Source organism: Sporosarcina quadrami, from assembly GCF_014836615.1.
Lineage (GTDB): Bacteria > Bacillota > Bacilli > Bacillales_A > Planococcaceae > Sporosarcina > Sporosarcina quadrami.
The window spans coordinates 63,493-76,276 of record NZ_JACSQN010000011.1; the positions used below are offsets into that span (position 1 = coordinate 63,493).

General features: G+C 43.5%; 12 protein-coding genes and 1 other annotated feature. Of the genes, 6 read left to right on the forward strand and 6 right to left on the reverse strand.

Annotated elements, in window-relative coordinates:
* Nucleotides 1-75: 75 nt before the first annotated feature.
* The 6 genes from H9649_RS12605 to H9649_RS12630 form a co-directional block, all read right to left on the reverse strand.
* Complete coding sequence (locus tag H9649_RS12605) at nt 76-2,280, reverse strand: sensor histidine kinase (RefSeq protein WP_191695257.1); 2,205 nt, start codon at nt 2,278-2,280, stop codon at nt 76-78.
* The gene (locus H9649_RS12610; RefSeq protein WP_191695258.1) at nt 2,280-2,462 is read right to left on the reverse strand and encodes a hypothetical protein; all 183 of its coding nucleotides are present in this window, start codon (nt 2,460-2,462) and stop codon (nt 2,280-2,282) included. The genes H9649_RS12605 and H9649_RS12610 overlap by 1 nt, the downstream gene beginning before the upstream one ends.
* Nucleotides 2,440-3,129, reverse strand: a complete 690-nt coding sequence (locus H9649_RS12615; RefSeq protein WP_191695259.1) for a response regulator transcription factor — start codon at nt 3,127-3,129, stop codon at nt 2,440-2,442. Before H9649_RS12615 ends, H9649_RS12610 begins: the two co-directional genes overlap by 23 nt.
* A gap of 609 nt (nt 3,130-3,738) precedes the next feature.
* A complete protein-coding gene (locus tag H9649_RS12620) occupies nt 3,739-5,001 on the reverse strand; it encodes an ABC transporter permease (protein ID WP_191695260.1) in 1,263 nt (420 codons plus the stop codon).
* Nucleotides 5,002-5,097: 96 nt separating this feature from the next.
* Entirely contained in the window at nt 5,098-6,216 is a 1,119-nt protein-coding gene (locus H9649_RS12625; protein ID WP_191695261.1) for an ABC transporter permease, read from the reverse strand.
* Nucleotides 6,213-7,097: an ABC transporter ATP-binding protein gene (locus H9649_RS12630; protein WP_191695262.1), complete on the reverse strand. Its 885-nt coding sequence runs from the start codon at nt 7,095-7,097 to the stop codon at nt 6,213-6,215. Before H9649_RS12630 ends, H9649_RS12625 begins: the two co-directional genes overlap by 4 nt.
* Before the next feature lie 182 nt (nt 7,098-7,279).
* Here H9649_RS12630 and H9649_RS12635 point away from each other — a divergent pair, with 182 nt between their 5' ends.
* The 6 genes from H9649_RS12635 to H9649_RS12660 all read left to right on the forward strand — a co-directional run bounded on the left by H9649_RS12635 (nt 7,280) and on the right by H9649_RS12660 (nt 12,726).
* Nucleotides 7,280-7,816, forward strand: a complete 537-nt coding sequence (locus H9649_RS12635; RefSeq protein ID WP_191695263.1) for a hypothetical protein — start codon at nt 7,280-7,282, stop codon at nt 7,814-7,816.
* A gap of 119 nt (nt 7,817-7,935) precedes the next feature.
* Complete coding sequence (locus H9649_RS12640) at nt 7,936-8,106, forward strand: hypothetical protein (RefSeq protein WP_191695264.1); 171 nt, start codon at nt 7,936-7,938, stop codon at nt 8,104-8,106.
* A 52-nt stretch (nt 8,107-8,158) separates the two neighbouring features.
* Nucleotides 8,159-8,416, forward strand: a binding site (T-box leader).
* 54 nt (nt 8,417-8,470) lie between these two features.
* Entirely contained in the window at nt 8,471-10,111 is a 1,641-nt protein-coding gene (gene metG, locus H9649_RS12645; protein WP_191695265.1) for a methionine--tRNA ligase, read from the forward strand.
* Between the two features lie 260 nt (nt 10,112-10,371).
* Nucleotides 10,372-11,250, forward strand: coding sequence for a hypothetical protein (locus tag H9649_RS12650; protein WP_191695266.1), 879 nt, complete (start codon nt 10,372-10,374; stop codon nt 11,248-11,250).
* Nucleotides 11,247-11,807: a hypothetical protein gene (locus H9649_RS12655; protein WP_191695267.1), complete on the forward strand. Its 561-nt coding sequence runs from the start codon at nt 11,247-11,249 to the stop codon at nt 11,805-11,807. The genes H9649_RS12650 and H9649_RS12655 overlap by 4 nt, the downstream gene beginning before the upstream one ends.
* 25 nt (nt 11,808-11,832) lie before the next feature.
* The gene (locus H9649_RS12660) at nt 11,833-12,726 is read left to right on the forward strand and encodes a CPBP family intramembrane glutamic endopeptidase (protein ID WP_225229863.1); all 894 of its coding nucleotides are present in this window, start codon (nt 11,833-11,835) and stop codon (nt 12,724-12,726) included.
* The last annotated feature ends 58 nt before the right edge of the window (nt 12,727-12,784 follow it).

The window sequence follows — 12,784 nt, forward strand, 5'->3', positions numbered from 1 at the left end:
TAACACTCATATGATTATCTTGACGATAATAATCCGCATACATGCCATTTTCTCGGGCAATGCATGCGGATTATTTTATTTTACTGGCACGGTCACGGTAACTTTGAATAAATCGCCGTCCAGTTCGATTTTCATCGTCCCGCCGTGCATGTCGACGATCGATTGCGAGATGGCAAGGCCAAGTCCCGAGCCGTCGGTATGTCGCGAAGTATCAGCACGTTTGAAGCGTTCGAACAGTTCGTCGACGTTTTCACCGAGCTCATATTTCGTAATGTTTTTCACGATAAACTCAGCTGTATCACCTGTTTTTCGAAGCGTCACGTAGACACGTGTTCCAGTCAACGAATATTTGATGGCATTGACAATCAGATTGTCGAGCACTCTCCACCATCTTTGCCCATCCACGTAAGCCGTAAGCATTTCTTCCGGAATATCTGTCCTGAAGTCTAGTCCCGATTGGTCAATATCATCGGCGTGTTCCGCGAGAGCTTGCTGCAAGAGCTGTGTCAGATCGACTCGCTGTCTGTGCAACTCTAGATTGCCGCTCGCCATTTTCGATACTTCGAATAAATCTTCGATAAGCGTTTTTAAACGTTGCGATTTCTTGTCGAGGATATCGACGTATTTCGCACGATCTTCCGGCGTGATTGTTTCATCTTTTAGCAGATCGGTATACGTGATGATTGACGTAAGTGGCGTCCTGAGATCATGGCTGACATTTGTGATCAATTCCGTTTTAAGCCGCTCACTTTTCGCCTGTTCACTCATGGAGCTACGCACGCCTTCACGAAGATTGTTCAAATTTCTTGCATGATCCGCGAGCGGCGACTTCCCTTCGATTTTGATTTCTTCATTCAAACGGCCAGTCGCCATCGCTTCAGTTGCGATGATAATTTTGTTCAAGTATGCCGCTCTTCTGACAAATATGAAGCTGATCGGAAGGGCGAAGAATAACACACATAAACAATAGATGACAAACAGCATCGGATCCATAAACATTCCTATAAACCCGACACCCGCCAGGAAAAAGCCGATTAGCAGAATGAATGTCTGACTTCCTATGGATTTCCTTAGGAACATTGTCTGTAAGGCTTTCAGGAACTGGATTGCATAACTGTTTTTGATATCGGCTTCAATTGCTTCTTTTTTCTTCCACCGTTCTGTTGCATGAACAATCTGGAATGCAAGCAGCGCTGTTGGCAGGACTCCGAATAGGATGAATCCGATGAACGAGCTGCCGATTCGACCTAGCCGCGGGTATTGCAACAAGTTCACGACACTTGAAGAAGCACTATCTACATACATGAAGAGAATCAGTGCAGTAGCAAGCATCCCGATCACTTTGATGTCGATTTTCAGAGTTGCATATCTAGCGTCGTAGTCTGTGCCAGTCACCCACTCTTTGCGGAATTTCAAGACGGTGAAGAGCACAATTAACGCCAAGGCGCTCAGCAACCAAAAGGTATAGAGTGCATACTTCCCTCTATTGAAATCTTTGTATTGGGGATATAGGACGCCGCCTTTTTCAACAGCTGTTTTAGGAATGATGACAGTTCCTTCAAAAGATTGTACAGGATTGGCCATCGCATTGATGTTATCCTCGTTTATCGCGTTATTTCCATAGGCATAATACGTAGTCCATTCATCATTATTTTGACCAGGAAGGGAATGTGCTTTCAAATATCCCTTTGCAGAATTGAACTGTTTTTTATAAATGGAAGGCACCAAGACGTCTCCAGATGAAAACAGTTCTCCTGTATCTGCGTTTATCAATTCATAGGCAATCGGCAATGAATGCGTACTGCTTTTGACTTCATTCAAATATTGAGTGAGTGACTGTTCTTTTTCCTGACGGATTTTCGCTTCGATATGAGCATCATCTTTGAAGTTCATCTTGATGTCTTCAATTTTCATATCCCGTTCTTCGATGAGCGCTTTTCTTACGATTTCATTCTTCTCATTCTTAGCTTCTTCAATCCTGTCCACATACTGCCCATGGATATCTTCGAGCTGGTTGGATAGCGATCCATATCGCGTCCGGTGTTCCTCAATTTCCTCATCCGAAATCGTAATCTGCTTTTTCGCTTCTTCTATGTTAACAGGATTCAGTTTTGCCGGACCGATTTTGGAATAGAATTCTTCCATTCCCCAACGGACATGCTCTGACTCAGAGAAACTTTGCCCAATCATAGTAAATCCTTGTCTGTTCAATGAAAGAATCGATACAAGCACAATAACGACGAGCGCCGCCCATATATATAGTAGTGATCTGTTTTTCATCAAGCCGTGCCCCCTCTAATTATGCGTGTGAAATAGGCAATTGTGCGTGTCGAACGTTCCCATCCGTCCGTCACGATGTCGATTATATGAGGAAAGCAATAACCGATGCTGATAAGCGCGATACTGATTGCTACGATGGACATGAACAGTGGCAGGAAACTACTTCTCGATTTTGTAGCCAATTCCCCACACCACCTTTACATACCTCGGATTTTTCGGATCTGCCTCGATTTTCTCCCGGATTTTCCTTATGTGGACCGCGACGATGTTTTCTGCGTTGTACGCTTGTTCATTCCACACGCGTTCGTAAATTTCATTGATGGAAAATACACGCCCTGCGTTTTTCATGAGCAATTCCGTGATTTTGTATTCAATTGGCGTCAGTTTCACCGGTTTCCCATCGACCGATAATTCCTTCGCCTCTTCGTCCAATTCAAGCCCGTCAATTTCGATCTTTTTCTGACCGTCATATGTGCCTAGCTGGACATATCGACGAAGCTGCGATTTAACGCGCGCCATCAGTTCAAGAGGATGGAACGGCTTGGTCACATAATCATCCGCGCCGACCGACAATCCGTGGATCTTGTCAGAATCCTCCACCTTCGCACTAAGCATGATGATCGGGATATTTTGCGCTTCCCGGATTTTGAATGTCGCCGTAATTCCGTCCATGTTCGGCATCATAATATCGAGAATGAGCAGATGGACTTCGTTTGCAGCAAGCAGATCGAGCGCCTCTTTGCCATCCGCTGCCTTCAGCACAGCATACCCCTCGTTTTTTAAATAGATTTCAATCCCATCGCGGATCTCTTTATCGTCATCCGCCACCAGAACCGTAAACTTCGCCATCGTCCGCACCTCACTTTCCTCTATGATACCAATTGTAGTGCTTAAATCTTAACATTTGATGATGGGAATTATGAAGAAATTCTTAAGATGGGTGGATTGGGCTTCGTTGTGTGTGTGAGTTGCTTGTTTGAGGCGGATATATCTCCTAATAAATGGGCGAGTGGTGATAGAAACGAGTTGAGCGGTGATAGAGTGTCGATAACCGGTGATAGACACGGCTTAAGCGGTGATAGAATGTCGATAACCGGTGATAGAACGGTGACAAGCGGTGATAGCGGGTTTTCGCCTGGCTCTATAGAGATTTCTATTGAATTTCCCCTCCGAAATGGCCTCGATTTGGCCGAGTCGGTGGTAAACAGAGGAAAGTCGGTGGTAAATGGGCGAAAGGCGGTGGTAATTTGCTGAGAGTCGGTGGTAACGGTTTTGGGATGGTTCAAGTCTAGATTCTCAGCGGAATTCATTGATGAAATTGTCTAAAATCGGTCGAGTCGGTGATATATGTCCTCAAGTCGGTGATATCCCCCTCTAAGTCGGTGATAATTATTTTCTCCACAAAAAAACTGCCCATCGACTCTATGTCCGACGAGCAGCTAACTACTCTATCCATCCCTATCGCGCAAAACGATATTGAAGCATTGAAACAGCAATAATCACTGCCCAAACGACCGCGCTTGCGACGACTAATACAAGTAAGCCGTTTGAGAATGAAAATGCAAAGTTTCCGGCTGTGAGGGCAAGTTCGTTTGTCACAACTTTTGGAACGCTGAAATATTGGAACGGCTGGTAATGGGCCCATGTGGAGGCGACCGATTGCTCTGACCATTTCAAGCCGGCGAACAAGGTGACGAGCATGAGTCCGATGGCAACAGCCGTTTTCTTAACGAGTAGCGAGAATAAGAAGAGTAAAGAATAACAAAATACGAGCACCATGAAAAAGAGGGCAGCTGATTTCAGCAGGAATGTACTCATCTCCATAAATGTGAAAGCATAGTCTTCACCGTAAATAAGTACCGGATAATCCATGTCTCCAAACCTGTCAAACACTGTACCAATCAACAATGCCAACCCGCTTATGGAAGCAAGCAACAAAACGGTACCAACGAGCACCATGATGAATTTGCTGGCAAGGATCTGATAGCCACGAATCGGCTGAGTCCGCAACAGATGGATTGGCCCATTTTCTCCGAGACCTTCCCTCGTCACGATATCTCCGAACAGGAAAATGAAAATGCCTGCACCAAATACGCCAAACAGAAGTGTCGTCAAATGCTCCATGAAGTGGATGCCGTCTGAAGCGTACCGCACGCTGAATTTTTTGATGCTTTCCCCGACTTGAGGATCATCAAAATGCTTATCATGAAGCGTTAAGTCAGCAAACACGCTGATCGGCAAAACAGGTTGGATGTGTTTTTCATACATCCATTCTAATTTTGCAGAACCTGACTCGTCTGTAAAGAGGGATGGCCATAGTGTCGACCAGTAATCCCCTTGGGCAAGTCTCTGCACGAGGGTTGTTCTACGATGTTCAATTTCCATTTCTAGCATTCGATTGTAGTCTTTATTTTTGAACGCTTCTACTTCATCCATATAACGTGGTAACCAGAACTCCTCCAACATCTTTTTTTCCTCTTTATATTCCTTGCTATCCTTGTCCCTTTGGCCGGATGCAGCGGCTGCTTCCAACTCTTCCAACTGACTTTGAGTCATGAACAGCCACTCATCCGCTTCTGCCAATAAATCTTCCGCTCTAGTAGTATTCATATAAACAAACACGTAATATCCGATGATGAACGCAGTAAGTGCTAACAGAACCACCTTAAAAAAAGTGGATTTGACTGTCTTGATCGCCTCAAACTGAATAAGCGGCAACATAACTTCCCCTCCAAACATGAACTGTCTCTGTTCTATCCATTTGCTTTCTGCTATGATCTGACATGCTTTGATAGACGAATTGACATAAAGGCGTCCTCAACTGATCCGGCTCGTTTCAATCTTTTTCCTGGCAATTAAAAGCAGTATGACTGTCAATAGCAAGATGACAGGAATACCTTGGTACCAGTCGACACCGGCATTCCTCACTAATAGGCGTTCTTCCGGCAACAGATACTGGAACGGATTCAGCCAGTAAAAGAACGATGGCCATTTTATGAAAGCGAAAAGTCCATAACCGGCAAGCATCGTCGCAAGCAAAGCAAACACTGTGGACAGCGTATGTTTGAACAGTAGGCTATACACAAGTAAGAGTGCAATCACCATGATAACTGTAACGCTGACGACCGTCAGTCCTTGGACCATATACTGCACAATCGTGATAAAATCGACTTCCCCGTTCCGTTCAATCATAACGGGATACTTATACTTCCCTTTAAAGCCGAACAGGCCGACCAATGCCGCGGCACCTAGCAACACAAAAAGCGTCAGGAAATAAACGAGAACCGAACTGAAAAACTTGCTCGTAATAATAGTCCCTTTTTTTATAGGCTGCGTGTACAAAAAGTTAATGGAATACGTCTCAAACTCGCTTGCCAAAATCTCTCCGATTAGAATGACAAGAATGATCATTGCTCCAAAGTTCATAAACAGATCTACTACGAGTTTCAAGAAATTTGGCAGTGCCATACTATAAGTCGCATGTCGGGGCTTAATATTTTCCGCAAGATGTTTTTCATTCTTGGCAAGCATTTTATTAATTTCCCCGACAGGAAGGTCATATGCCCCTCCCTCCTCTTTGAAATGGAGTACTTGTTCCAAAAATGCGTTTTCAATCGTCGCACGATTTTTCCACTTATCCATGCTCATACCGCGAAGTTCGTACAGCTTTTCTAGCATCGATGAGTTTATGACTTTCAACTTTTGTGTGTCTTTGTCTTCAGGATCCTGTTCTAATGTGCTTGAATACATCCGGTTTAAATTCTGTGAGTTCTGAACGAGTATACCAATTCGCTCGGTTTCCTCTTTTTCAATATACGACTGAAACGTCACATTCCGGACGAAGAGAAGCGCCACCCCAGCGATGAGCAACAAATAGATATAAAGCAATTTCTTGCTGAAAATGATTTTCTTCAGTTCAAACGCAAATTGCATCATACCGGAGACCTCTCCTCGAACAGTTCGCGATACCGCTTCTCTGCACCGGCTTTATGGTTATCGATGTAAGCGATTACAACATCATGCCGGTAGAGCACATCAATGATTGTCTGTAAGGGAACGTCTGTCTCTTTGAAATTTAGATGGCCCAGCTCGTTCATTGTAACTGGCAGTCCGGACTCGTCCAATATCCTTTTCGCCTTTTCCGGTTCACTAACAGTCAGTTCATAGTTGGTGACGGTCAACTTCTCCAGTGACTCTTTCAGCAAAGCTCCGTCTTTCATGAAGTAAATCGTATTCGTCAATCGATCAATTTCATCAAGGACATGTGACGAAATGATGATTGTCGTCCCTTCTTTATATAATTCCAATAAAATGGTCCGTACATTAATGGCACTCGTCGGGTCAAGCCCGTTCAAAGGTTCATCCATAATGAGCAGTTTGGGTTTATTGAGGATGGCCATGGCAAGCAATAGATGCTGTTTCATCCCGAGTGAAAAACTCCGAACGCGTCTTTTTAAATAGCCTGTCATTCCAACCCTTTCGGCAACTTCCTGAATACGGTCAAAAGAAATCTTTTGTACACGGCAAATGAATTTCAAATGATCGTAAGCAGTCAGATTCCCGTAAAGGATTCGATTATCCTGCAAATATGAAATTTCATTGAATAGGGAAGGGTCACCATTTGGTTTTCCCAAAATCTCGACACTCCCCTCGTTGAACGTCAATAAATTCATCATGCAATTCAATAGTGTCGTCTTCCCTGAACCATTCGGCCCAACAAGTGCAATGATTTGCGGCTCATCAATCGTAATATCAATCCCCTTTAACACCCAATCCTTCTTATACTTTTTCTTCAATCCTTTCACTTGTACAATCATGCCCACACACCCCTTTTTTATCTCAGTTCCTACTTCTACCCTAGCAACTTAAAATAGTATGTAAATCTCCAATTATCTGAATATAACATATTGAAAAATAAAAGCCAATGGTATACTGTAAGAATTACTGGGATAATTTTAGGAAGATTGTTTCACTCGAATTTACGGAACTAAGGGAAGGATTGATTCCAATTAGAAAATTGTTGTTGCTGTATTTTTTGCTGATTGCTTTACTGCTCGCAGGCTGTGTGGATGATGAAAAAGAAGAGGAAGAAATCATCGCATTGCCCCCTGAGGAAGCAGAAGTGGATAAAACGATTACGATAAGACCTGAAATTGACATAATGATTGGTTTTGATAAAGGAGGCGCAAGGGCATCCCGAGATAAACACTGCTGGGAAGAAAAAGACAAAGAATGTTCCCTTGAGCCTACGCTTCCTTCAGAATTCTTGGACAGTTATATCGTTAATCCTATTAAACCTGGAGATGATATTCTATTCCAGTTCGCCGTCCCGGGGAATGACTTCGATTTCCCCACTCCTGATTCATTTATCGCATATATGCAAGAAGGTGATGAGATGAAACCGATAGAAGTTAAAAACAATACTATCCAAGCACCTCTGACCCCGGGTAAATATTACATGTCCGTCAAAGCGATATGGGACAGTGAGTTGAAAGGTGAAACGATTTATGCGTTTTCACTGATGGTCAAAGAGTGATCAGTATTTTCAATGATTCATTGTCGAGAGTTTGATTATTCCGTTCGTTTCAAATTTATCATTCTGAATAATCCTTCTTAAAATGAACATCCTTCCCCTATAACGGGAGGTGATTGGGCATGGCTAAAGAAAAGAAGATCAAAAAGGGCAATTCGTTGGATCGAGAAGAGTTCGGGTACGGATTCGACATCAGTACGGATGATTTGAAAGTCATCGGCAAGAACAACCAGGCTGCCAAGCAGAAGGAACAAGTGAAGGAGCCGGAGAAAAATCGACCGCCTACAAATTGATAACTATTGATTTCTTCAAATAAAGTGACTATAATAAAAACAACTACATCTTACAAAAGCTGTGAGAGGGAAAAGTAGGAAGAGGATGTCGCATAGAGAGCTTCTGACGGTGGAAATGAAGCGGACAAATCATCCGAACATGATCCTTGAGCTTCGCACTGAACATCTACGGACCAGTAGGCTGCGACGAGAGTTGGCACTTGTTATCTACGCCAGAGTATACGATTTTTCGGCGCGTACTTTTGGAGATGATCAGTGTGAACTGGTTGTGATGTAAGGTGGTACCACGGGTAAAGACCCCGTCCTTATCGATTTTTATCGATAGGGGCGGGGTTTTTTTGTACTCAATTTAGGGGGAATGGACATGGCTGTTTTTATTGGAGGCGCTTGGCCGTATGCGAATGGATCATTACATCTTGGTCATATCGCGGCATTGTTGCCAGGGGATATTTTAGCAAGGTATTACCGATTGAAAGGTGAAAAAGTTTTATATGTGTCAGGCAGTGATTGTAACGGGACACCGATTTCGATACGGGCCAATGCGGAGAATGTTACAGTGAAGGAGATTGCGGACCGTTTTCATACGGAATTTGTTGTTTCATTCGCGAGACTCGGGTTCACGTACGATATTTATACACGAACAGACGGGACGTTCCACCACCAGATTGTCCGGCAAGTCTTTTTGAAACTGGTGGATCGGGGGTTAATTTTCAAGAAAGAAACGGATCAGACGTATTGTGAGTTTGACGAAAGATTTCTTCCAGACCGCTTCGTCGAAGGGATTTGTCCGCATTGTGGTTGTAAGGCGCGTGGCGATCAATGCGATCATTGCGGGTCACTATTGGATCCGTCCGAACTGCTTAACCGAACATGTAATCTTTGCGGCAATGAACCGACCACGAAGAAAACGGAACACTTTTATTTTAAATTAAGTGATTTTCAGGAGCAACTCGATACGTATGTTGCGAAAGCCAAACAGGAAGACAGATGGCGCGACAATGCCATCAACCAGTCGGAACGCTATTTGCGCGAAGGACTTCATGACCGTGCTGCTTCAAGGGATTTGGCGAATGGCGTCAATATTCCCGTTCTTGGTTACGAAGGTAAAAAAGTGTATGTGTGGATTGAGGCCGTCACAGGTTATTATTCCGCAAGCCGTGAATGGGCTGCTTTGAATCGGACCGATCTCGATGAGTATTGGAACGAAGAGATGGTTTCCTATTACGTGCATGGTAAGGATAATATCCCTTTCCATACAATCATCTGGCCAGCAATTCTTATGGGGATTGACCAGGATAACGCCTTGCCGACACATGTCATTTCGAATGAATACTTGACGTTGGAAAAACGTAAATTGTCGACGAGCGAAAACTGGGCGGTATGGGTGCCAGATATGCTGGACCGCTACCATCCTGATTCCCTGCGCTACTTTTTGACGGCCAATGCGCCTGAAAATCGCGATGCTGATTTTTCCTGGCGCGAGTTCATATATAGTCATAACTCCGAGTTGCTTGGCGCGTACGGGAATTTCGTGAACAGGACGTTGAAGTTCATCGAAAAATCATTTGCGAGTGTTGTGCCGCAGGCTGAAATCAATCTGGCGATGAAAGACCTGATTATAGGCCTTTATCCGATCGTTGGAGAGAAAATTGAAAAAGGCCATTTCAAAGAAGCTATTGAAATTATTTTCGAAGCGATCCGCAAGGCGAATAAATACTTTGATGATGAAAAGCCATGGCTTCAAATTAAGGACGAGGAAGCAACCTGTGCACAAACAATGGCGACATGCGTCTATCTCATTGCAAACTTTGCGCAACTCCTCTCCCCTTTCCTGCCGTTTTCAAGTGAGGATGTAGGGAAAATGCTGCGAATACAACAGTTTGAATGGCAAGAAGTGACGGTCGGTAGTCGTGTGTTGCCAGGTGTGTCACCGTTGTTCGAGCGGATTGACGTTGCGCGGATTGAGGAGGAATTGGAGAGACTGCATAGTGGGAAAATCGGATAATGGTTGGATGGGTCTCTACTCTTAGGAGTGGAGGCTTTTTTTTAGGGGTGGACAGAGCGGATTTGGGCAAGATTTTGGAGCGGCGGTGTGTAATCGGTGAGAGTCGGTGGTAAAGTCGGCAAAGTCCTTTCCAATCCTACACCCCATGCCAATCAGACTAATTCCACCTTCCAAAAAAGCATTTCATAAAATGCATGCAATTCACGCACCTTTTTGAGACAATAAGTGTATACAGGAAAAGGTTGGAAAGGGGGATTCGGGTGAAGGAACGTTATTTTTGGTTGGCTCTAGCGCTTATCGGTATCAGTTGGATTACCAACTCCGTCTATGCGCAATCCAAACAATTGAAAGAGCCTATTTTTCTCGATCATTATATCGAGACGACAGCGGATGACTATAATAATCTCACTTTTTATTATTTGGCAAATAAAAACGACCAGAGGCATCTCAATTATTTTACGATCAATGGCTTGAGTGCCTATGCGGAAAATGAATTCATCTACTTGCCAGATACGCCATATAATCTACAGACGTTCACGCATCATGTACTTAGAAGCAAAACAATCAATCTGAGCAGTATTGATTTTGATTATCACTACCCTGATGAAGATCTTATTTTTTCGGATGTATTTGCGGTATTCTCCGATAGTACAGGAATAAATGCTGCGATTGGAGAAGTTGTTATTCATCCAAAAGAAGACAACTCAATTTCCGGAGATTTGCCGCTTATGAGCACATCGTCCAGCATGGACACATCAGGGAACAGCAATTATAGATATGTTGCGACAGAACCGTTGACAATAGAAGCCATATCATATCCTTTTTACGAGAACTTAATAGAGCATATATCGATTACAAGCAACCGGTCGGGAAGGTCGGATTCGAATTCAACCGACGTCAATCTAGAAGATATTGTGTACCCCATCTATCTTGACAAGGGGCAAACACTTAGAATTAACTTCAAGACCCGCGAAGAGAAATACATTCAAAATCCGATTGCATTCTTCCTCGAAATTTCCGGAACAACTAAGCAAGAAAAGGCATTCACAACGTCTGCCTGGTACAACTATCAGCCGTATTTGACGCAAAGTGATGTCAATTCGATTATTCAGGCTAAAACAAGGAGGGATGCGGATTGAACAGTGCATTGCAGAGATTTTTCTGGGGCTATCTCTTCATTTTTTCCCGTATCCATATTGGTATTGATCTACTTATGGACCCGGTCGGCTACTTATTGATTTATTCAGGGTGCAAGAAAATGGCCGTTGCTTATCCTCAGTCGAAGAAACCGATGGCCGTTGCACTTGTCGGAATGGTCGTTTCCATCCCTTCCGTCTTTGTGAATTTATCAGAACCTACCCTTGCCTATAGTTGGTCGGTATACAGTATCGGGTTATTCATTATAAAAGTGGTTGCAGCCTATTACTTATTCTTGTTGTTAATGGAAATCGTCAATACACTCAGCGAACCCGCGTTAATTCATAGAACGCGGAATACATTTAAGTACTTGATAGGATTTCATCTAACCGCATTCGCACTCATGTCCTTTTACGTCAACACTTCCGGAGATGGCTGGATAGTTTTGAATATAATTGCAACAATCGGTGTCCTTCTAATGGATATCCTGTTTTTATTTCTACTGAGGGCGATTCGAAAGGTTGCTCCTGATAGTGTTCGAATTGATGTTACAATTTAAAAAGAAAATTTTGGGGGTTAATAATTTGTTTAAAAATGAAAGAAATCAAGTAAGAGCCGGCTGGCTAATTCTGATTACATTCGTAGCGATGTTCATTGCTCAACAGTTGTTTGCTTTACCAGGTATATTTGCATTGATGCTCGTTGACTTTTCAAGCTTGGGGAGCGGTTCAGAAGCGGAAGTCATGAATTCCCTCGATAGTCACCCGTGGATTTTCCTTCTGACGCAAGGGGGTGGTACAATTGGCGGAATGCTCATTACCCTATTATTATGGAAGTTCATGAATAAAAGAACGTTGAAAGATCTTGGATTCAGAGGTATTCTGAAAGATCTGGGCTTCGGTCTGTTGCTTGGCGCGTTGTCCATTTTCGTCATTTTCGTTCTCTTGTATGTGACAGGGAATGCCAAGTTGCTGAATACCTTCACAACCCCTGAATTCTCTACGTATACAGTTACATTCCTCATTTTGTTCATTATCGTCGGTTTCTCTGAAGAGATGTTCTTCAGAGGGTATGTGATGTCGACGATGGCGAATCGGGGAAATCCGCGTTGGCTCATGTATGTCGTTTCTGCCGTCGTATTCAGTTTGGCACACGGGATGAATCCGAATGTCAGTATTTTAGGGTTAGTTAATATTGCGTTAGTCGGTGTTCTTTTCGCCTATATGTTCATTGCGACAAATAGTTTGTGGCTGCCGATCGGGTACCATATTACATGGAATTACTTCCAAGGGAATGTGTTCGGATTCGCTGTCAGTGGAATAACGCCACATGGCATTTATAATGTGTCTGTTGAAGGCGGCAATGATTTATTGACAGGGGGCGCATTTGGACTCGAAGGCGGACTGTTGGCGACATTACTCATTGTATTGGGGTACTTCGTGACAAGAATGTATGCGAAGAACAAGGTACAAGCGTAATTGGACTAATGTGACAGTCCCAATTTTATATATACAATTATCCAAGCGATAAGTGAAA

Coding starts and splice junctions, on each gene's coding strand:
- metG (WP_191695265.1), top strand. CDS start 8,471: ATGGCTGTTTTTATTGGAGGCGCTTGGCCGTATGCGAATGGATCATTA.
- H9649_RS12640 (WP_191695264.1), top strand. CDS start 7,936: ATGGCTAAAGAAAAGAAGATCAAAAAGGGCAATTCGTTGGATCGAGAA.
- H9649_RS12615 (WP_191695259.1), bottom strand. CDS start 3,129: ATGGCGAAGTTTACGGTTCTGGTGGCGGATGACGATAAAGAGATCCGC.
- H9649_RS12625 (WP_191695261.1), bottom strand. CDS start 6,216: ATGATGCAATTTGCGTTTGAACTGAAGAAAATCATTTTCAGCAAGAAA.
- H9649_RS12620 (WP_191695260.1), bottom strand. CDS start 5,001: ATGTTGCCGCTTATTCAGTTTGAGGCGATCAAGACAGTCAAATCCACT.
- H9649_RS12605 (WP_191695257.1), bottom strand. CDS start 2,280: ATGAAAAACAGATCACTACTATATATATGGGCGGCGCTCGTCGTTATT.
- H9649_RS12630 (WP_191695262.1), bottom strand. CDS start 7,097: ATGATTGTACAAGTGAAAGGATTGAAGAAAAAGTATAAGAAGGATTGG.